This is a genomic window from Verrucosispora sioxanthis (assembly GCF_010560025.1).
GTDB lineage: Bacteria > Actinomycetota > Actinomycetes > Mycobacteriales > Micromonosporaceae > Micromonospora > Micromonospora palythoicola.
Genome location: NZ_SAIY01000001.1, coordinates 233537 through 253230, shown reverse-complemented (window position 1 = coordinate 253230; position 19694 = coordinate 233537). Strand labels below are relative to the sequence as shown.

Genomic DNA, 19694 nt, shown 5'->3' with positions numbered 1-19694 from the left:
TCAGGACACCAATCCGGTGAGTACGGCGAACGGGACCACGAGGTAGCCGGCGCAGAGCACGACGGCGAAGACCAGCGCCACCACCCGGGCCCGCTGCTCGCCGCGCGGGGTCTGCTGGCCCAGGCTGCGCAGCGCGCTGAACACGCCGTGCCGCAGGTGGAAGCCGAGCGCGACGATCGCCAGGGTGTAGAAGGCCGTGACGTACCAGCGCTGCGGGGCGAAGTCGGCGACCACGTTGGCGTACGGCCGGGACGGGTCGCCGACCGGGTTCAGCGTGCCGGTGGTCAGGTCCAGGATGTGGTAGATCACGAAGAGCAGGATGATCACGCCGCCCCAGCGCATGGTGCGGGCCGCGTAGCTGCCGCGGACCTTCTTGCGGTGGGCGTAGCGGACCGGGCGGGCGGCGCGGGCCCGCAACGCCAGCACCGTGGCGGCCCAGATGTGCAGCAGCACCGCCGTCAGCAGGCCGACCCGTTGGATCCACAGGAACCCGGCGCTGGGCAGCAGCGGGACGCCGATCTCGCGCAGCCAGTGCGCGTAGTGGTCGAACGAGGACGCGCCTGAGAAGATCTTCAGGTTGCCCAGCATGTGGGCGATGAGGAACAGCACCAGCAGGATGCCCGTCACCGCCATGACGGCCTTGAGGCCGACATTCGATCGGATGGGCGACCGGGTTCTCGTCGTGACTACCACTCGACCGACGCTAGGAGGACTTCGATCAGTCGTCCAATGCATCGACACCGCAGTCTTGATAGCCATAAGCTATGTAGATGCAGCTCCATCAGCTGAAGTACTTCGTCGCGGTGGCCGAAGTACGACATTTCACCCAGGCGGCCGACATCGTGGGCATCACCCAGCCGTCGTTGAGTAAGCAAATTCACGCGTTGGAGGACACCCTCGGCGCACCCCTGTTCGAGCGGGTAAGGGGCAACATAACGCTGACCGCGGCGGGCGAGGTGCTGCTGCCGTTGGCCACCCGGATCCTGGCCGACGTCGAGACCGCCACCCGGGAGGTGCAGGAACTTGTCGGCCTGCGGCGCGGCCGGGTACGCCTCGGCGCCACCCCCAGCCTCGCCACCTCGCTCGCCCCGCCGGTGCTGCGCCGGTTCCGCGACGCCCACCCCACCGTCGACCTGCGGATGGAGGAAGGCGGCTCGCAGGACCTGGTCCGTGACCTGCTCCGGGGCGACCTCGATCTCGCACTGATCATCATGCCCTCCCAGGGCACCGACGCCGGCCTGCGGGCCGACCCGATCCTCACCGAGAACCTGGTGGTCGCCTCGGTCGACCCGGTGCCCACCGCCACCCCCGGTGCCGAGCTACGCATCACCGACCTGCGCGACCAGCCGATGGTGATGTTCCGCGAGGGCTACGACCTGCGCGACGCCACCCTCCAGGCGTGCCGGGGCGCCGGCTTCGAACCGACCCTGTCGGTGGACGGCGGGGAGATGGACGCGGTGCTCAGCTTCGTCGAGGCCGGGCTGGGCATCGCCGTCGTACCCGGCATGGTGGTGGCCCGCCGGGCCGGCATCCGCGTCACCCGGTTGGCCCCACCCGGCGTCCGCCGCACCATCGCCGTGGCCCGCCGCCGCGACGCCGTGCCCACCCACGCCGGCCGCGAACTACGCCGCATCCTGCTCGACTACGTCCACACCGCCACCGCCACCGCCCAACTCCCACCCGGCGTCGAGCCCCTGCCCTAACCGTTCTCGGCGTCGTCCATGGCGCGGTAGATGCGTTGTTCCGAGACGGGGTAGGGGGTGCCGAGGGCCTGGGCGAAGATGCTGACCCGCAACTCCTCGATCATCCAGCGGATCTGGCGGACCGCCGGCGACGAGCGTCGCGCCGCGGGCAGGGCGGCCAGGAACTCGTCGTACTCGCGCTGCACCACCGCGACGCGGTCCTGCTGCTGCTTGTCCCGGGCCGGGTTGCTCGGCAGCCGGTCCAGTCGACGCTCGATCGCGGTCAGGTAGCGCAGCAGGTCGGGCAGCCGGGCGTATCCGGCCTCGGTGATGAAGCCGCCGTGGACGAGGCCGGTGAGCTGGTTGCGGATGTCGGCCAGGGCGGCCACCACGGCCAGGTTCCGCGTCGCGCCCAGGCGCTGCTGCACCGCGTAGGCGGCGGCGAGCACCCCCCGGACCCGGTCCATCACCGCCACCACCGTGTCCACCAGGTCGGCCCGGACCTTCTCGCGCAGCGCGACGAAACCCGCCTCGTCCCAGGCCGGCCCGCCCGCGTCGGCGATCAGCTTGTCGATCGCCGCGCCGGCCGCGTCCTCGATCAACGCCTGCACCCCGCCGTGCGGGTTGCGGGACAACGCCAGCTTCGCCTCGTTGCTCAGCCGCCCCTGGAGGAACTTCGCCGGGGACGGCACGGTCAGCCGCAGCAGTCGCCGGGTACCGGCCCAGTGGGCTGCCTCCTGCTCGCCCGGTGAGTCGAACACCTTCACCCCGACCGTGGCGCCCTCGTCCACCAGCGCCGGGTAGGCGGTCACCGCGTACCCGGCCCGGACCTGCTCGATGGTGCGCGGCAGCGTACCGATCTCCCAGCCGGTCAGCCCCGATCGGGCCACCTCCGGTGCGGCGGCGGCCACCACCTGGCGTACCTCCGCCTTGAGCTGGCGTTGCAGGGCCGGCAGGTCCTTGCCCTCGGCGACCGGTTTGTCGTCGTCGCCGAGCACCCGGAAGGTGACCCTCAGGTGCGGCGGCAGCCTGCCGAGATCCCACGCGTCCCGGGGTACGGTCACCCCGGTCATCCGCCGCAGCTGCCGGGTCAGCGCGTCCAGCAGCGGCTCCTCGCCGACGGTGATCGCGGCGAGCGCGGCTCGGGCGTAGTCGGGGACCGGCACGAAGTTGCGCCGTACCGGCTTCGGCAGTGACCGGATCAGCGCGACGACCAGCTCCTCGCGCAGCCCCGGCACCTGCCAGTCGAAGCTCTCGGCGGGCACCTGGTTGAGCAGCGGCAGCGGGATGTCCACCGTCACGCCGTCGGTCGGGGTACCGGGCTCGAACGTGTACGTCAGCGGCAGCGCCACCCCGTCGGCCCGCCACTGGTCGGGGTAGTCGGCCTCGTCCAGCCCGCCCCGACCCGCGTTGACCAGCAGCTCCCGGGTGAAGGTGAGCAGCTCGGGCCGCTCGCGGCGAATCTTCTTCCACCAGCTGTCGAAGTGCCGCCCGGAGACCACCTCGGCCGGGATCCGCTCGTCGTAGAACTGGAAGATCGTCTCGTCGTCGACCAGGATGTCGCGCCGCCGGGCCCGGTTCTCCAGCTCCTCGATCTCGGCCAGCAGCCGCTGGTTGTCCCGCCAGAACTGGTGGTGGGTGGACCAGTCGCCCTCGACCAGCGCGTGCCGGATGAACAACTCCCGGCTCAGCGTCGGGTCGATCCGGCCGAAGTTGACCTTGCGCGAGGTGACCAGCGGGACGCCGAAGAGGGTGACCTTCTCGTACGCCATCACCGCCGCCTGCTTCTTCTCCCAGTGCGGCTCGCTGTAACTGCGCTTGACCAGGTGCTGGGCGAGCGGCTCGACCCACTCCGGCTCGATCCGCCCGTTCACCCGCCCCCACAGCCGGGAGGTCTCCACCAGCTCGGCGGCCATCACCCAGCGGGGCGGCTTGCGGAACAGCGCCGAGCCCGGGAACAGGGCGAACTTCGCCCCACGCGCGCCCAGGTACTCGTGCTTCTGCGCGTCCTTGAGGCCGATGTGCGACAGCAGGCCCGGCAGCAGCGACTGGTGCACCTTCGGTGTGTCGATCTCCTCCGGCAGATCCGCGCCGCCCTGGCGCCGCCCGCCGCCGTCGGGCGCGACGTCCGGGCCGCCCCGCCGGCCGCGTCCCCGGTTCCTGTCGTCAGGGGTACGCAGCACCTGGCGCAACTGGCTGACGATGTCCTGCCACTCCCGGACCCGCAGGTAGTTGAGGTACTCGGCTCGACACATCCGGCGGAACGCGCTGGAGGAGAGGGCCCGCTGCTGCTCGCGCAGGTACCGCCAGAGGTTGAGGTACGCGACGAAGTCGGATTCGGCGTCGGCGAACCGGGCGTGCGCCTGGTCGGCCTGGGCCTGTTTCTCCGCCGGCCGCTCGCGCGGATCCTGGATGGACAGGGCCGCGGCGATCACCATCACCTCGGTGGCGCAGCCGTTGCGTTCCCCCTCAAGCACCATCCGGGCCAGCCGGGGGTCGACCGGCAACTGGGCCAACCGTCGGCCGAGAGTGGTGAGCCGTCCCGTCGGGTCGCTCTCGGCCGGGTCGAGCGCGCCCAGCTCGTGCAGCAGGTTGACGCCGTCGGTGATGTTGCGCCGGTCCGGCGGGTCGATGAACGGGAACGCCGCGATGTCGCCCAGGCCGATGGCGGTCATCTGGAGGATGACCGAGGCCAGGTTGGTCCGCAGGATCTCCGGGTCGGTGAACTCGGGACGGGAGTCGAAATCCTGCTCGTCGTAGAGCCGGATGCAGATGCCGTCCGAGGTACGTCCGCAGCGACCCTTGCGCTGGTTGGCGCTGGCCTGCGAGATCGGCTCGATCGGCAGCCGCTGCACCTTCAGCCGCTGCGAGTAGCGGGAGATCCGGGCGGTGCCGGGATCCACCACGTACTTGATGCCGGGCACGGTCAGCGAGGTTTCCGCGACGTTCGTGGCCAGCACCACCCGGCGTCCCCCGTGCGGGGCGAAGACCCGGTGCTGCTCGGCGACGCTGAGCCGGGCGTACAGCGGCAGGATCTCGGTGCCGAGCAGGGACCGCTTGTTCTGCACCAGCTTGCCCAGCGCCTCGGCGGTGTCCCGGATCTCCCGCTCACCGCTGAGGAAGACCAGGATGTCGCCCGGCCCTTCGGCGGCCAGCTCCTCGACGGCGTCACCGATGGCCTGGACCTGGTCGCGGACGTTCTCCTCGTCGGCATCCTCCTCGTCGCCTCCGGCGACCTCGACCAGCGGCCGGTAGCGCACCTCGACCGGATAGGTCCGGCCGGAGACCTCCACCACCGGTGCCGGCTCGCCGTCGGGATGCTCGGCGGTCGGTGGCCCGGCGAAGTGTCGGGCGAACCGGTCGGTCTCGATGGTCGCCGAGGTGATGATCACCTTGAGGTCGGGGCGGCGCGGCAGGAGCTGCCGGAGGTACCCGAGAATGAAGTCGATGTTGAGGCTGCGCTCGTGCGCCTCGTCGATGATCAACGTGTCGTACTGGCGCAGCATCCGGTCGGTCTGCAACTCGGCCAGCAGGATGCCGTCGGTCATCAGCTTGACCAGGCTGTTCTCGCTGACCTGATCGGTGAAGCGCACCTTGTAGCCGACCACGTCACCCAGCTCGGTCCCCAGCTCCTCGGCGATCCGGTCGGCCACCGTACGCGCGGCCAGCCGCCGGGGCTGGGTGTGCCCGATCAGGCCGCCGATGCCCCGCCCCAGCTCCAGGCAGATCTTCGGCAGCTGGGTGGTCTTGCCCGAGCCGGTCTCGCCCGCCACGATCACCACCTGGTGGTCGCGGATCGCCGCGGCGATGTCGTCCTTGCGCTCGCTGACCGGCAGACTGGCCGGGTAGACGATCTTCGGGACCGCCGCTTTCCGCCGCTCCAGCCGACCCTCCGCCGCAGCCGTCTCGGCGACGATCTCCGCCAGCACCGACTCGCGGCGCCGCGGATCGCGGAGCTTGCGCAGCCCGTCGAGCCGACGGCGCAGGTGACGCTGGTCGCGGAACATCAGCGGAGACAGTCGACGCTGCAACTCGCCGACGGGATCGGTCGCGGCGGGTGAGGCTGGATTCTGCATGTCGTGGCCAAGGATAGGCAGCCGCCCGCCGGTCCGCCTCCTGGTTACCCACGCCATGCCCGGCCTGCTCGGGCCGGCTGCTCCGGTCGGTCTATCGTTGGGCGCCGGGCTGGAAGCGGGACACGGGGACGCCGATGACGATGCGTGACACCGATCGGGCGCTGGTGCAGGCCGCCAGCGCGGTGGCGAAGCTGCGTTGCCGCAGCGCCACCCACACCCTCGCCACGGCGGCGCGTACCGCCGACGGTCGGGTGATCTCCGCAGTCAACGTGGTGCACGCCACGGGAGGAGCCTGCCCCGAGACGGTCGCGCTCGGCACCGCCGCCACACAGGGCGTGGCAGAGCTGGAGACAATCGTCACCGTCGGCGACCGTGGCCGGTCCCTCGTCACCCCCTGCGCCCCCTGCCGGCAGCTCCTGGCCGACCGCTATCCGGCCTTACGCGTCATCGTCGGCAACCCCGAGGATCCGAAGGTCGTGCCCGTCACCGACCTGACCCCACCCACCCCCACTAGGCTGCCCTGCTCGCACCCCTGAGCCACGGGCGTGTGCAACTTCGGGGAAGGTGTCCCCTCGACACGGCCTGAGGCGGCAGTTTCCCCGAAGCTGCCGTCTGCCCTTGTGCTCGTTCGGGCTTGTGCGTGGGGTGGTGGGATCAGCGGGTGCGGGTGCGGATTGCTTGGCGGAGTTCGGCGAGGAAGCCGTCGAAGTCCTCGCGGAGCCGTTGGGCGGTCACGTGCAACACGATCCAGTCCTCGCCGAGCAGGCGGTTGAGGCGTCGCCGGTCGCGATGGAGTTGCTGCGGATCGTCGTGCCAGAGCCCGTCGTACTCAACCGCGATCTTCAACTCTGGCCAGGCGAGGTCGACCCGGGCGATGAACCTGCCGTCACGTTCTACCAAGAACTGGGTGACCGGCCGGCGAACACCGGCCAGCACGATCCGCACCCGCAGCCGCGACTCCTGAGCCGACTCCGCGCCCGGGTCGGCCAGCTGTGTCACCCGAAGCATGCGTTTCCAGCCCCGGGCGCCGCGACGTCGGTCCGCCATCTCCCGCAACTGTTCGGCGCGTACCAGTCGTTGGCCGAGCAGCCGGTCCACCACGACCACGGCCTCCTCCGGATCCAGCCACTGGGCCAGGTCCCAGCAGGTCCGTAGCGGCGTGGTGACCGGCATGCCGGCGTGCGACAGCACATCGGCCTCGGCGACCTCGCCGGTGTGCACCACCAGACCGGCGACCGGCCCGAAGCGGAAACCGGCGGGTACGAGGATGTCGAGCGGATCGGCGTCTCCGATGAATCCGGCGCCGAACAGCGCGGCGGCGCTGCGCCCAGCGATCACCGCCCCGGGTGGGAGCACCCACCGCGCCGCAGCCAGGCATCGGGTGCGGTGCGAGATCGTGAGCTGTGCGTCGGCGTACACGTCCCGGAAGACCGGTCGCCACGCCCGGCTGCGTAGTTCGCCCCGGGTCAGTAGCCCTCGGGCCACGGCACGGGAACCCTGGAAGACGCGCCCGCGCAGTTGCGGCGGACGCCGAGCGGATTTAGCCATGCCGTCCACCATGGACGACCGCAAGCACCGCCCGCCGCCCTGTGGATAACCCCGCGCCCCGCCGCCCCGCCGCCCCGCCGCCCCGCCGCCCCGCCGCGCCGCCGCGCCGCGACGGGGCGCTACTGCTCAAGCAACTTCGGGAAAAGTGCTGCTTCCGGGTGCGTCGAGGCGACACTTTCCCCGACGTTGCTGATTTTCTACGGCACGGCACGGCACGGCACGGCAGGGCAGGGCAGGGGGCGGGGGAGGGCGGGGCGGGGTGGGTCAGGCGGCGGCGGACCAGATGGCCCGGAAAGCGGCTGCCTCGCCGGCGAGCCAGCGTTCGATCTCGTCGGGCCTGGCGTTGTCGGGCATCCGGTGGGTGCTGCCCCGGCGCACGTCGACCAGGACCGGCTCGGCGTGCGGGAGCACGGCGTCCATGTGACGGGCGGTCAGGTGCAGTGCCGCCAGCGTCGCCTCCTCGCTGGGCGGGGCCTCGTCGAAGTGCAGGCGTACCGCCTCGGCGCGGCCGTCGGCGTACCGGATGCCGAAGTGGGGGTTGATCTTGATGGGCAGGTCGCCGAGCATGGCCAGCGCGTCGCGGGTCTGGGCAAGGTCGACCCCGGCAGGCTCACCGAGGGAGTGCAGCCAGGCCGTCGCGCCGGGCACGAGCGACTGGTAGAGCGGCCGCCAGCGGGGCTTGACCACGTCGACCACCTGCGCCAGGTGGGTGCCGCCGGTGTGGAAGGCGATGTCGGCCTTGAGCGCCTTCACGAACTGGCCGTGCGGGTTGAACCCGGAACGGCTGGCCCGCTGCCGGCGCAGGCCGCCGACGAAGCTGGCCTTGGTCGGGCCGGTGCGGTCGACGTACCGGGTGAAACCGAGGAGGGTGGCGTACGGCGTGAGGGGGGCGGAGATGGGCGCGGTCACGAGCATCCTCCCAGGTCAGGAACTCGATTAGTACATACATTCTAATCGACGACCCTGACATCGCCCAGGGTACGAAAGGGGCCGCCCGGGCATCCCGGACGGCCCCCTCGCGGAAAATTTCAGAGCTGGCCGACGTCGGTGATCCGGACGACGGCGGCGCCCGCCTCGTCGGAGGCGGCGAGGTCGACCTCGGCGCTGATGCCCCAGTCGTGGTCGCCCTCCGGATCGTCCAGGATCTGACGGACCGTCCAGCGCTCCCGACCCTGCTCGATCATGAGCAGCGCCGGGCCACGGGCGTCCGGACCGGTCCCGATCCCGTCGTACGACTCGAAGTAGGGCGCCAGCGCGTCGGCCCAGGCGTCGGCGGGCCAACCGGAGTCGGCGTCCAACTCGCCCAGCGCGTTCCACTGCCGCAGCGCGGCCAGCTCGACCCGCCGGAACAGGGCGTTGCGCACCAGCACCCGGAACGCCCGCGGGTTGCGGGTGACCGCCGCCGGCCGGTCGTCCAGGGCGGCGGCGACGTCGGGCAGGTCGGTCGGGTTGCGCAGCCGCTCCCACTCGTCGATGAGGCTGGAGTCGACCTGGCGGACCAGCTCGCCCAGCCACTCGATCAGGTCTACGAGTTCCTCGGTCTTGGCCTCCTCGGGCACCGTCTGCCGCAGCGTCTTGTACGCGTCGGCGAGATAGCGCAGCACCAGGCCCTCGGAGCGGGACAGCCCGTAGAACTGTACGTACTCGGTGAAGGTCATCGCCCGCTCGTACATGTCCCGCACCACGGACTTGGGGGAGAGCTGGTGGTCGGCCACCCAGGGGTGCCCCCGCCGGTACATCTCGTAGGCGTTCTCCAGCAGCTCCGCGAGGGGCTTGGGCCAGGTCACCTCGTCGAGCAGTTCGAGCCGGGCCTCGTACTCGATGCCGTCGGCCTTCATCGCGGCGACCGCCTCGCCACGGGCCTTGAACTGCTGCGCGGAGAGCACCTGGCGCGGGTCGTCGAGGATCGACTCGATCACCGACAGCACATCCAGGGCGTACGACGGCGAGTCGCCGTCCAACAGCTCGATGGTGGCCAGCGCCAGCGGCGACAGCGGCTGGTTGAGGGCGAAGTCGAGTTGCAGGTCGACGGTGAGCCGGACCCGCCGCCCGGTCTCGTCCGGCTCGGGCAGCTCCTCGACCACGCCGCCGGCCCGCAACGCCCGGTAGATGGCGATGGCCCGGCGGATGTGCCGGCGCTGGGCCGCCGCGTCCTCGTGGTTGTCGGTGAGCAGGTGCCGCATGGCCGCGAACGCGTCGCCGGGGCGGCCGATGACGTTGAGCAACATCGAGTGGCTGACCTGGAAGCTGGAGGTGAGCGGTTCCGGTTCGGCCTCCACCAGACGGTCGAAGGTTGGCTTGCCCCAGCCGATGGAGCCCTCCGGCGGCTTCTTGCGCACCACCTTGCGTCGCTTCTTCGGGTCGTCGCCGGCCTTGGCGAGCGCCTTCTCGTTCTCGATGACGTGTTCGGGCGCCTGCACCACGACCCGCCCGATGGTGTCGAAGCCGGCTCGTCCGGCCCGACCGGCGATCTGGTGGAACTCGCGGGCCTTGAGCAGCCGGGTGCGGACCCCGTCGTACTTGGACAGGCCGGTGAACAGCACCGTGCGGATCGGCACGTTGATTCCGACGCCGAGGGTGTCCGTACCGCAGATGACCTTGAGCAGTCCGGCCTGGGCGAGGGTCTCCACCAGCCGGCGGTACTTGGGCAGCATCCCCGCGTGGTGCACGCCGATGCCGTGCCGGACCAGCCGGGACAGGGTCTTGCCGAAGCCGGAGGTGAACCGGAACCCGCCGATCGCGGCCGCGATCATGTCCTTCTCGGCCCGGGTGCAGACGTTGACGCTCATCAGCGCCTGGGCGCGTTCCAGGGCGGCGGCCTGGGTGAAGTGCACCACGTACACCGGGGCCTGCTTGGTCTCCAGCAGCTCTTCCAGGGTCTCGTGCAGCGGCGTCATCGCGTACGAGAAGAGCAGCGGGACCGGCCGCTCGGCGGAGCGCACGACGGCGGTAGCCCGGCCGGTACGCCGGGTCAGGTCGTCGACGAACCGGGTGGTGTCGCCGAGCGTCGCCGACATCAGCACGAACTGGGCCTGCGGCAGCTCGATCAGCGGCACCTGCCAGGCCCAGCCCCGGTCCGGTTCGGCGTAGAAGTGGAACTCGTCCATGACCACCTGACCGACGTCGGCCCGACTGCCCTCGCGTAGCGCCAGGTTGGCCAGGATCTCCGCGGTGCAGCAGATGATCGGGGCGTCGGCGTTGACGCTGGCGTCGCCGGTGAGCATGCCGACGTTCTCGGCGCCGAAGACCTCACAGAGCGCGAAGAACTTCTCCGAAACCAGCGCCTTGATCGGCGCGGTGTAGAAGGTCGTCCGGTCGTCGGCCAGCGCGGCGAAGTGCGCGGCGATGGCGACCAGGCTCTTGCCCGAGCCGGTCGGCGTATTCATGATCACGTTGGCCCCGGAGACGATCTCGATGACCGCCTCCTCCTGGTGGGGGTAGAGGTCCAGGCCGCGCTCGGACGCCCAACTGGCGAACGCGTCGTAGAGGGTGTCGGGGTCGGCGGTTTTCGGCAGCGCGGCGGTGAGTGTCATGGCCGGTCCATGGTGCCTGGATGAATTGCCTGTGCGCCAACCGGGGCAGCCGGCGCTCGCCCGCCGTCGGGCCTACCGGTGGCGGCGGTAGATCAGGTCGGCGATCGGGCGGCCGGCGCGCAGCGCCCGTCGCTCGAACCGGGTCACCGGCCGGTACGCGGGCCGGGGTGCGTACCCGTCGTGGGCGTTGACCAGGCCCGGATCGGCGTCCAGGGTGGCCCGCATCGACTCGGCGTACTCCGCCCAGTCGGTGGCGCAGTGCAGCGTGCCGCCGACCGCCAACCGGGACCGCAACCGCGCCACGTGGGCGGGCTGGATCAGCCGCCGCTTGTGGTGGCGGGACTTCGGCCACGGGTCCGGAAAGAAGACGTGTACCGCGTCCAGCGAGGCGGGCGGCAGCAGATCGAGCAGCTCCATCGCGTCGCCTTCGACGATCCGGACATTGCCCAGGTCACGAAGGTGGATCAGGTCCAGCAGGTTGGCGATTCCGGGGGTGTGCACCTCGACCGCCAGATAATCTCGATCCGGGTCGGCGGCGGCCATCTCCGCGGTCGTGTCGCCCATGCCGGAACCGATCTCGACCACCAGCGGGGCCCGGCGGCCGAACAGGCCGACGGGGTCGAACGGGTCGGCGTCGGCGACGCGCAGCCCGTACCGCGGCCAGTGCTGCTCCAGCGCCGTCACCTGCCGGCCGCTCATCCGGCCGCGACGCGGGTGGTAGGTGCGGATCGCCCGTACCGGATGCGGCACGGCGACGGCGGGAGTGGGGTCGGTGGAGGTCACAACGCACCGAGCCTACGCGAACACGCGCCGGCCCGGATGTGAGGTACGCCCGGTGGTGAGACCATCATCGGAAGAAGGCAGGACCGTGTGCCCGGCGGTGCCCGGCGACCGCCCCGGCGCACCGGGAGGGGGCAGCGTGTCAGCAGCGATCCACACTCGTCCGGCGCCGTCCACAGCTCCGTTGCGTACCGTCGCGGCCTTCGCCCCGTTGCTCGCGATCACCCTGGCCGCCCTGCTGACGCCCGTGCCGGCGGTGGCGACACCCTTGTCGCCGTCCGTGCCGGCCGGCACCGACTCGGCGCACCTGGCGGCACCCGCGCGGGCCGCCGTCGTGCCGGTCGTCGCCGGGCAACCCGGCGGTGGGCAACCCGGTGTACCCGAGGGCGCGCCGCAGCCCGGCCCGACCGTGTTCGTGGAGGTCTCGCCGAGCATGGTGGAACCGGGCCATCTGGTCGGGCTCCGCGCCAGCTGCCACGACAACTCGGTGGGGGCCATCGTCGTCTCGGACGCGTTCGGCCGGGTCGCCGTGCAGCCGCAGCGCGGGCTGCTGACCGGCACGGCGATGGTCAAGGAGCGGGTGCTCCCCGGCAACTACCGGGTCAAGCTGGAGTGCCGGGGCGGCGAGACCGCCTCCACCATGATCCAGGTGGTACGCCAGATGAAGCCCAGCCGAGGGCCGGCGACCGGCTTCGGCGGGAGCGCCGGCGACATCACCGGCAATCTGCTGCTTCCCGGCGGTCTGGCGCTCACTGTCACCGGCATGGTCCTCTGGGTCACCGCGACCCGCCGTCGCGGCAGCCGACGGTGAGCCCGTCATGACCGCCCCCCGCACACCCCGCCCCTCCGGCTCGACCGGTGCGCCCGGCTGGGCCGGGCCACGAACCGGTTCCGGTCGCTCGGCCCGTCCCGTCGGTGGCCCGCCCCGTCCCACCTATCGAACCGACCTGTTCGTACCGCCGGACAGCTCGCCCCCGCGTCCCGGCGACCGCCCCGCCGGCTCCGGTCCCACGCCGCGTCCCGGCGACGGTGCGGCAGTCGCTGGTTCCGCGTCGGGGCGCGGCGGCCGTGCGACCGGCTCCGGTGCCACGCCGCGCCCGCACGGGTGGGCGGCGGTGCCGGACGTGGGCTCCCGTCGCGCCCGGGCTGCGGCACCGTTCACCGACCGTCGTCGGGCACCACGCGGTGCCGGCGGGTCCGGCCGCCCGGCGCGTCCCAGGCGCAGCCCGTGGTCGCTGCCGCTGGCAGTGGTGCTCGTGCTGGCCGGCGTGTTCGCCACCGGCGCCGGGCTCAGGCACACCGTCGGGGGGCCGCTCGACTGGACGGCCACCGGCGGCGAAGGGGGCTCCGGCGGAGCCTCGACGGTGTCCGCCGGACGTACCGCCGCGCGGCCGGTGAGCCTGTCCATCCCGTCGATCGACGTCGCCGCGCCGGTGAAACCGGTCGGTGACGCACCGGACGGCTCGATCGCCGTGCCGCCGCTGAGCCGGCACGAGGAAACCGGGTGGTACGACCGGGGGCCGGTGCCGGGGGACCCGGGCCCGGCGGTCATCGTCGGGCACGTGGACACCAAGAGTGGCCCGTCGGTCTTCTACCACCTGGGCAAGCTGAAGGTGGGGGACACCGTCGAGGTCCTCCGGGAGGACGACTCGGTGGCGGTGTTCACCGTCAACTCGGTCGAACACTTCCCGAAGGATCGACTGCCCGCCGACCGGGTCTACGGCCACGAGGGCCCGCCCGGCCTGCGGCTGATCACCTGCGGCGGCGAGTGGCTCGGCGGCGGCACCGGCTATGCCGACAACGTCATCGCCTTCGCCACCCTCACCACCACCCGCCCCTCCTGACCTACCCGCCGCTACTGCTCCGGTTCGGCGACGAGGCGGTGGTGTTTCAGCAGCGGTGAACCGGGGGCCGGTCAGGGGACCTGTTGCACGACCTCGAATTCGAGGAGAGTCGCACCCGTGGCGACCGGTGGCCGCTGCTCGGCTCCGGGCGGGGCGGCGTGGGCGGCTCGGGCGGGGCCGGCGGCCCAGTCCTGGTACGCCTGCTCGGTCTCCCACCGGGTGTAGACGAAGTAGCGGTTGTCGCCGGCCACCGGACGCAGCAGCTCGAAGCCGAGGAAACCGGGGGAGTTCTCCACCGCGCGAGCCCGGGCGGCGAACCGCTTCTCCAACTCCTCGCCGCCACCGGGCGGAACGTCGATCGCGTTGATCTTCACAACTGCCATGGCCTCACCCTAGCCGCTGCCCTCGCCAGCGGGCGCCGGGCATGGGCGCGGGTTGCGGTAAGTGGGGCTTTCCTGGCGGCGGGAGAGGCCGAGTTGCGGCATCTCGCGCCAGCACCCGTCCGGGTCGGCGGCCACGGCCGCGCCGGGTCGGCGTGGGGGTCAGAAGGACTCGACGGTGGGGATCAGGTCGGCGTCGACGACGATGGGGGCGTGGTCGGAGGGGCCCTTGCCCTTGCGGGCCTCCCGGTCCACGTACGCCGACCGGACGGCGCGGGCCAGCGGGGCCGAGGCGTACACCAGGTCGATGCGCATGCCCTTGTTCTGGTGGAACATGCCGGCCCGGTAGTCCCAGTAGGTGAACGGGTGCGGGCCCTTCATCGGAGTGGGCACCACGTCGGTGAGGCCGAGATCGCGCAGCGCCGCCAGGGCGGCCCGCTCGGGCGGCGTGACGTGGGTGGAGCTGACGAACAGCGCCGGGTCCCACACGTCGTCGTCGGTGGGTGCCACGTTGAAGTCGCCGCAGACGGCCAGCGGTGCCCGATTCGTCAGCTCGGTGTCCAGCGCGTCCCGCAGCGCCGCCAACCAGGCCAGCTTGTACGCGTAGTGCGGGTCGTCGGGCGCGCGGCCGTTCGGCACGTACACCGACCAGACCCGCAGCCCGCCGCAGGTGGCCGAGATCGCGCGGGCCTCCGGCTCGGGGAAGCCGGGCTCGCCGGGAAACCCGACGGTGACGTCGGCCAGGCCGACCCGGGACAGGATGGCGACCCCGTTCCACCGGCCGTCGCTGTGGCTGGCCACGGTGTACCCCAGCTCACCCACCTCGGTCACCGGGAAGGCACCGTCCGGGCACTTGGTCTCCTGGAGGCAGACCACGTCCGGACCGGTGCCGGCCAGCCAGTCGAGCAGCCGGGGCAGCCGGGCCTTCACCGAGTTCACGTTCCACGTCGCCAGGCGCATGGTGCCAGCCTGCCCCATCCGGCCCCGACCCGCGCGGCCGGCGCGCTGCCGCACCACCGGCCGGCGCGCCGGTGCCGAGTCACGCCCCTACCGGCCCGCGAGCCGTCGAGATGGTGCCCTTTCAGGGGGTGTCGTTGTTGGGGCGGGTCTGTTCGGCGAGGAACCGCTCCAGTTCGGCGCCGAGTTCCTCGGCCGTGGGCAGCGGACCGTTCTCCGTGGCGAGCAGGTTCTTCTCGCCCCGACCCCGGGCGTACGCGTCGTACTGCTCCTCGAGAGCCTGGACCAGGGTGGTGGCCTCGTCGCTCTGCGCGACCTGCCGGTCGATCTCCACCCGTACCACCTCGGCGGCCGAGCGCAGCCCGTCGCGGGGCAGCAGCAGCCCGGTGCTGCGGGACACCGACGCCAGCAGCACCTCGGCGGCGGCCGGGTACTCGGCCTGTGCCACGTAGTGCGGTACGTGCGCGGCGAAGCCCAGCGCGTCGCGGCCCGCCTCGCCGAGGCGGAACTCCAGCAGGTGGCCGACGCTGCCGGGGACCTGCACCCGTTGCAGCCACGGCTCGTAGCCGGCGATCAGGTCACGCCGGGTGGCGTGCGCGGTCACGCCGGTCGGCCGGGTGTGCGGCACCGCCATCGGGATCGCGTTGAGCCCGACGGTGAGCCGGACGTCGAGCCGGGCGGCGAGCCCGGCGACGGCGGCGGTGAACCGCTCCCACTGAAGGTCGGGCTCCGGGCCGGTGAGCAGCAGAAACGGGGTCTCGTCGTCGTCGTGGAGCAGGTGCAGCTCCAACTGCGGGTCGTCGTAGCTCTCCCAGTGGTCCTCGACGAAGGTCATCACCGGCCGGCGGGAGCGGTAGTCGAAGAGCTGGTCCAGGTCGAACCGGGCGATCGGGCGGGACTCCAGCGAGGTGAGCAGTTGCTCGCGGGCGAGCCGGCTGGCGTTACCGGCATCGACGAAACCGGTGAGCGCCTGGATCAGGACCGGCTGACCGAGGTCGGGCAGATCGTCGGTGAGTTCGTAGAGCTCGTGTGGGTCGAGCACCGGTGCGGCCTCCCTGCATGTGCGTAACGGGCCACCGGATTGCCGGCACCCCGATCGCCAGAACGTACCTGCCATCCTCGTGCATTCCTGCCGCGCCGGTCCGCCCGGCCCGGCGTCGCCGGGTGATCGGCCGACGGTACGCCGTTGCTCCAGCGGGGTACACATGGATGGGCGCCACCGAAAGGAGAGGTGATGAGTGATCCCCCCGTGCCCGCCGAGGGCCAGTCCGTCACCCCCGCCCCGCCTCCGCCGGGCGGCCGGGTCGTCGAGGCGCCACCGGCCACGCTGTGGGACCGGATGCGCCAGGATCCGCAGTACGCTCCCGAGCACCTCGCGCTGGAAGCGGTGCGCAGGCTCGGCCCGGAGGCCGCGCAGTGGGCGCAGCGGGTCCGGGCCGCGCAGCCCGGGATCAGCGCCGAGGCCCTGGCGGAGCAGGCGGTACGTCGGTTCGTCAACCAGGCCCGGCTCTCCGGTGCCGTCTCCGGTGCGGCCGGACTGCCCGGCGCGGTGATCGACGTCGGCGTGCTGGCCTGGACCCAGTCCCGGATGGTCCTGCACGTCGCCGCCGCGTACGGTGCCGACCCGACGCATCCCGACCGCGCCACCGACCTGCTGGTGTTGCAGAAGGTGCACAAGGTCGCCGCGAGCGCCCGGGTGGCGCTGGGGGTGGCGGCCGGACGCGAGCGTGCGGGCGCGCTGTTCGGCGGTGGCGGACAGGCACCGCTCGGCCGGGTGATGCTGCACCTGGGCGTCCGGCTCGCCCAGATGGCCGGGGTACGCGCGGCGAAGCGGCTCTTCGCCAAGGTGGTTCCCGGAGCGGCGATCATCCTCGGCACCTGGGCGAACTCCTCGGCCACCAAGAAGCTGGCCGAGCGTTCCCGGGCGCTCTACCGGCAGCACGGCGGCCCCCGGGTTCCGTTGCCCCGTCGTCCCGACCAGGCGGGCGATCAGTCGGCGTAGCCGGAGGAGCGCCAGGTCACGTCGGCGAGGCGGGACTGGCCGGCCGTGTTGGGGTGGAAGTAGTCGAGCCGGTTGACCAGATCCAGGTCGAAGCGGACCCGGTGCGCGGCGCCGCCGTCGTAGCGGCACCGCGAGCCGTAGGCGCGGCACTCCGCCTTCAGCTGAGCGTTGTACGCGGCGATCCGCTCGCGGAACGCGGCGCGGCGGCTCCGGTCGGCCGGCGCGGTCGAGGTCGCGTCGGCCAGCAGCGCCGGGCACACGCCCCGCCGCCAGGCGCGTACCGCCCGGGGCTCGTCATGGCCGACCTCCCAGAGCCGGTACAGGTTCGGGATGCTGACGACCAGGACCCGGGCCTTCGGGCGTCCCTCGCGCAGCACCCGCAACCCTCGGTTGATCTCGGCCCGGAAGTCGGCCACCGGGGTCATCGCGTCGATCGTGGCGCGGCAGGCGTCGTTGGCCCCGACCAGCACCGTGACGTAGTCGGCGCGGTCGCGTACCGCCGCTTCCGCCTGACCGGCCAGCGCGGACGCCCGGGCCCCCGCCCGGGCATGGTTGTGCGCCTTCCCGCGCAGCCCCGGGTTCCGGTCGAGCAGCCGCCGGTAGTGGCTGTCCACCCGCAGGCCGTCCCCTGTCGACCAGGAGTTGCGCTGACACGAGGTGAGGACCAGGCAGGACCCGAAGCCGGTGGTGATCGAGTCACCGAGGGCGGCGACGACGCGGGGGGAACCGGGCTGGGCCGTGCCCGAGGGGCGCGGCGCCGCATCTCCACCCGCCTCGCAGGCCAACGCGACGAGTGCGAGCAGGCAGACGGCGGCGGTGGTCCAGCGTCCAGGCATGACTTCCCTAGCCTCACAGCGCAGAGCGACGGCACGGTGACTCTACGCGGGTGAGGTCGGTTGGTCACGCGCTGTCGGGGATGCGGCAGTGCCCTGTGATGTCCCCGATTGCCGTGCTATATGCGCGGGCCCCGGGGCGTCCGTTGCCCGCGCCAGGGCGCTGCCCGGCCGTGCAGCCACCAGTGCAACGCCCGGGTGATCCGGGGCAGGACCAGGTAGGTCATCAGCGGGGTCAGGGTCAGCGTCATCACCAGCACCCGCGCCGCGGTCGGCAGCCCCGGCAGGAACTGGCCGGTCAGCAGCGTGGCGGTGAGACTGAGCGGGAAGAACGCCAACCAGATCGTCACCGCCTGCTTCCAGCGCGGCGGCGACTGCGAAACGGTCGGTTCCGCGTCCAGCGGCTCGACGGCCGCCGTGCGCGGCGGATCGAACCAGCCCTCGATGCCGGTCCGCCGCTCGACGTGGGTGTGCTCGACGATGCCCTGTGCCGACGTCAGCCACCAGTGGCGCTGCGGCGATTCCTCCCAGCGGCGCAGCGTGTCCGGGTCGGCGAACCGGTAGAGCATGTGCCAGTCGCCCGACCCGGGTGCGCTGCGCACCCAACCCGCGCCCAGGAAACCCGGGAACGCCTCGGCCAGCGCCGTGCCGGCCCGCATCCACGCCACCATCTCCTCGGTGCGGGCGGGGTCGGCGCGGCGGGCGACGGCGACGGTCACCGGCTCGGCATGGCTCACGGTCATGGGTCCATGTTCCCCGCCGATGCCCGGAAAGGTCGGGTCACGCCGGGCCGGTGTAACGCAACGCACGGCGGTAACGCGACCCATGGCGACAGTGGCCTCGGTGCCCGCCTTTGTCACAGGCGGCTGCTCGACTGGGCGCATGACGAACCAGGACATGACTCTTGTGCTCGGCGGCACCGGTACGACCGGTCGGCGCGTGGTCCGCCGGCTGCGGGACGCCGGTCACCCGCTCCGATCCGCGTCCCGCTCGGGAGAAGCGCGCTTTGACTGGACCGATCCGAATTCCTGGCGGGCATCCCTCGCCGGGGTCACTGCGATGTATCTGATGGCTCCGCACGACCGGCCGGTCGAATCCGATTTCGTCCGGCTGGCGGTGGAGCACGGGGTCGGCCGCGTGGTGCTGCTCTCCAGCCGGGCGATCGAGGCGATGGGGGACGAGCGCCTGATGGCCGCGGAGGAGACGGTACGCACCTGCGGCGCGCAATGGACGATCCTGCGCCCCGACTGGTTCGACCAGAACTTCGACGAGGGCTTCTTCCGGGACGCCGTGCTCGCCGGGGAGATCGCCGTGCCGGTGGGCGACACCCGCCAGTGTTTCGTCGACGCCGACGACATCGCAGGCGTCGCGGTCGCCGCCCTCACCGGTGCCGGACACGCCGGCCGGACGTACGAGATCACCGGCCCGGACGCGCTCTCCTTCGGCGAGGCCGCGGCGATCCTCACCGAAACGGTCGGCCGCCCGGTGCGTCATCTCGGTACGGCCGACGACTATCGGACGGTGATGCTCGCGTTGGGGGTGCCGGCCGAGCAGGTGGCGGGCGAGATCGCCGCGTTCGGGGCCCTGCGCGACCTGGGCGACGGCCAGCCGACCGGCACGGTCCGGCAGGTGACCGGCCACGATCCGAAGAGCTTTGCCGCGTACGCCGCCGAGGCAGCGGCCCGTGGCGCCTGGCGTTCCTGACGGGTCGCGGCGGCCCGCCACGCCATTGCGACGGGGCGGAAAGGGTCGGACGACGGTTAGCTCCGGCGGCGCGGGGTAGGTGGGGATGATGACGAGATCACAGCCCCGGCGTGCCCGTGGCACGGTCGGTCACGCGTACAGCGCGCTGAACCTGCGGCTGGCGCTGGCCAGTTTCGGGCTCGTCACCATGACCGTTTTCGCGGTGTTGGCGTTCCGTGCCGACGTGGCCTGGTTGGGTGTCGTCTGCGCCGTCTTCGCGGTGGTTGCCGTCGTCGACCTGGTCATCATCCAGCGTCGTCGCGCCGCCCGCCGTCGCGAGGAGCCCGGCGCGCGGCACTCGCTGTTCGAGTGACGG

At 72.1% G+C, this 19694-nt stretch carries 18 protein-coding genes; 7 read left to right on the top strand and 11 right to left on the bottom strand.

The features are described from left to right. Positions 1–693: a succinate dehydrogenase cytochrome b subunit gene (locus tag ENC19_RS01220; protein WP_281601583.1), complete on the bottom strand. Its 693-nt coding sequence runs from the start codon at positions 691–693 to the stop codon at positions 1–3. A 77-nt stretch (positions 694–770) separates the two neighbouring features. Between ENC19_RS01220 and ENC19_RS01215 the strand changes: the two genes are divergently transcribed. Further along, a complete protein-coding gene (locus ENC19_RS01215; protein WP_164445304.1) occupies positions 771–1703 on the top strand; it encodes a LysR family transcriptional regulator in 933 nt (310 codons plus the stop codon). Here ENC19_RS01215 and hrpA read toward each other — a convergent pair. After that, entirely contained in the window at positions 1700–5758 is a 4059-nt protein-coding gene (hrpA, locus tag ENC19_RS01210) for an ATP-dependent RNA helicase HrpA (protein WP_164445303.1), read from the bottom strand. The two genes, ENC19_RS01215 and hrpA, sit on opposite strands and share 4 nt — an antisense overlap. A gap of 134 nt (positions 5759–5892) precedes the next feature. On the opposite strand from hrpA, the gene ENC19_RS01205 reads away from it, so the two are divergent. Beyond that, positions 5893–6294: a cytidine/deoxycytidylate deaminase family protein gene (locus ENC19_RS01205; RefSeq protein WP_164445302.1), complete on the top strand. Its 402-nt coding sequence runs from the start codon at positions 5893–5895 to the stop codon at positions 6292–6294. Positions 6295–6412: 118 nt separating this feature from the next. On the opposite strand, the gene ENC19_RS01200 is transcribed toward ENC19_RS01205, so the two are convergent. The 4 genes from ENC19_RS01200 to trmB form a co-directional block, all read right to left on the bottom strand. Next, a complete protein-coding gene (locus tag ENC19_RS01200) occupies positions 6413–7306 on the bottom strand; it encodes a hypothetical protein (RefSeq protein ID WP_164445301.1) in 894 nt (297 codons plus the stop codon). A gap of 264 nt (positions 7307–7570) precedes the next feature. Further along, positions 7571–8215, bottom strand: a complete 645-nt coding sequence (locus tag ENC19_RS01195) for a hypothetical protein (RefSeq protein WP_164445300.1) — start codon at positions 8213–8215, stop codon at positions 7571–7573. A gap of 119 nt (positions 8216–8334) precedes the next feature. Further along, positions 8335–10839 (bottom strand): DEAD/DEAH box helicase, encoded by a 2505-nt coding sequence (locus ENC19_RS01190; protein WP_164445299.1) that lies wholly within the window; start codon positions 10837–10839, stop codon positions 8335–8337. Positions 10840–10911: 72 nt separating this feature from the next. Next, positions 10912–11622, bottom strand: coding sequence for a tRNA (guanosine(46)-N7)-methyltransferase TrmB (gene trmB / locus ENC19_RS01185; RefSeq protein ID WP_164445298.1), 711 nt, complete (start codon positions 11620–11622; stop codon positions 10912–10914). Positions 11623–11830: 208 nt separating this feature from the next. Here trmB and ENC19_RS01180 point away from each other — a divergent pair, with 208 nt between their 5' ends. Together ENC19_RS01180 and ENC19_RS29750 are read left to right on the top strand one after the other, a co-directional pair. Further along, positions 11831–12430, top strand: coding sequence for a hypothetical protein (locus ENC19_RS01180; RefSeq protein WP_408058049.1), 600 nt, complete (start codon positions 11831–11833; stop codon positions 12428–12430). Between the two features lie 313 nt (positions 12431–12743). Then, positions 12744–13463 carry a class F sortase gene (locus ENC19_RS29750; RefSeq protein WP_328824146.1) on the top strand — a complete coding sequence of 240 codons (720 nt, stop codon included), beginning with the start codon at positions 12744–12746 and terminating at the stop codon, positions 13461–13463. A 71-nt stretch (positions 13464–13534) separates the two neighbouring features. Here the strand turns inward: ENC19_RS29750 and ENC19_RS01170 are convergent, their stop codons facing one another. The 3 genes from ENC19_RS01170 to ENC19_RS01160 all read right to left on the bottom strand — a co-directional run bounded on the left by ENC19_RS01170 (position 13535) and on the right by ENC19_RS01160 (position 15842). Beyond that, the gene (locus tag ENC19_RS01170) at positions 13535–13846 is read right to left on the bottom strand and encodes an antibiotic biosynthesis monooxygenase family protein (protein WP_164445296.1); all 312 of its coding nucleotides are present in this window, start codon (positions 13844–13846) and stop codon (positions 13535–13537) included. 159 nt (positions 13847–14005) lie between these two features. Continuing rightward, positions 14006–14803: an exodeoxyribonuclease III gene (locus tag ENC19_RS01165; protein WP_164445295.1), complete on the bottom strand. Its 798-nt coding sequence runs from the start codon at positions 14801–14803 to the stop codon at positions 14006–14008. A gap of 121 nt (positions 14804–14924) precedes the next feature. After that, a complete protein-coding gene (locus ENC19_RS01160; protein WP_164445294.1) occupies positions 14925–15842 on the bottom strand; it encodes a proteasome assembly chaperone family protein in 918 nt (305 codons plus the stop codon). Positions 15843–16034: 192 nt separating this feature from the next. On the opposite strand from ENC19_RS01160, the gene ENC19_RS01155 reads away from it, so the two are divergent. Then, the gene (locus tag ENC19_RS01155; RefSeq protein ID WP_164445293.1) at positions 16035–16802 is read left to right on the top strand and encodes an EcsC family protein; all 768 of its coding nucleotides are present in this window, start codon (positions 16035–16037) and stop codon (positions 16800–16802) included. Here the strand turns inward: ENC19_RS01155 and ENC19_RS01150 are convergent. Next, positions 16790–17638 carry a GDSL-type esterase/lipase family protein gene (locus ENC19_RS01150; RefSeq protein WP_164445292.1) on the bottom strand — a complete coding sequence of 283 codons (849 nt, stop codon included), beginning with the start codon at positions 17636–17638 and terminating at the stop codon, positions 16790–16792. The two genes, ENC19_RS01155 and ENC19_RS01150, sit on opposite strands and share 13 nt — an antisense overlap. Positions 17639–17754: 116 nt before the next feature. Then, positions 17755–18378: an antibiotic biosynthesis monooxygenase gene (locus tag ENC19_RS01145; protein WP_164445291.1), complete on the bottom strand. Its 624-nt coding sequence runs from the start codon at positions 18376–18378 to the stop codon at positions 17755–17757. Here ENC19_RS01145 and ENC19_RS01140 point away from each other — a divergent pair. Together ENC19_RS01140 and ENC19_RS01135 are read left to right on the top strand one after the other, a co-directional pair. Further along, entirely contained in the window at positions 18377–19339 is a 963-nt protein-coding gene (locus ENC19_RS01140; RefSeq protein ID WP_373688872.1) for an NAD(P)H-binding protein, read from the top strand. The two genes, ENC19_RS01145 and ENC19_RS01140, sit on opposite strands and share 2 nt — an antisense overlap. An 88-nt stretch (positions 19340–19427) precedes the next feature. Further along, positions 19428–19691: a DUF6343 family protein gene (locus ENC19_RS01135; RefSeq protein WP_164445289.1), complete on the top strand. Its 264-nt coding sequence runs from the start codon at positions 19428–19430 to the stop codon at positions 19689–19691. The last annotated feature ends 3 nt before the right edge of the window (positions 19692–19694 follow it).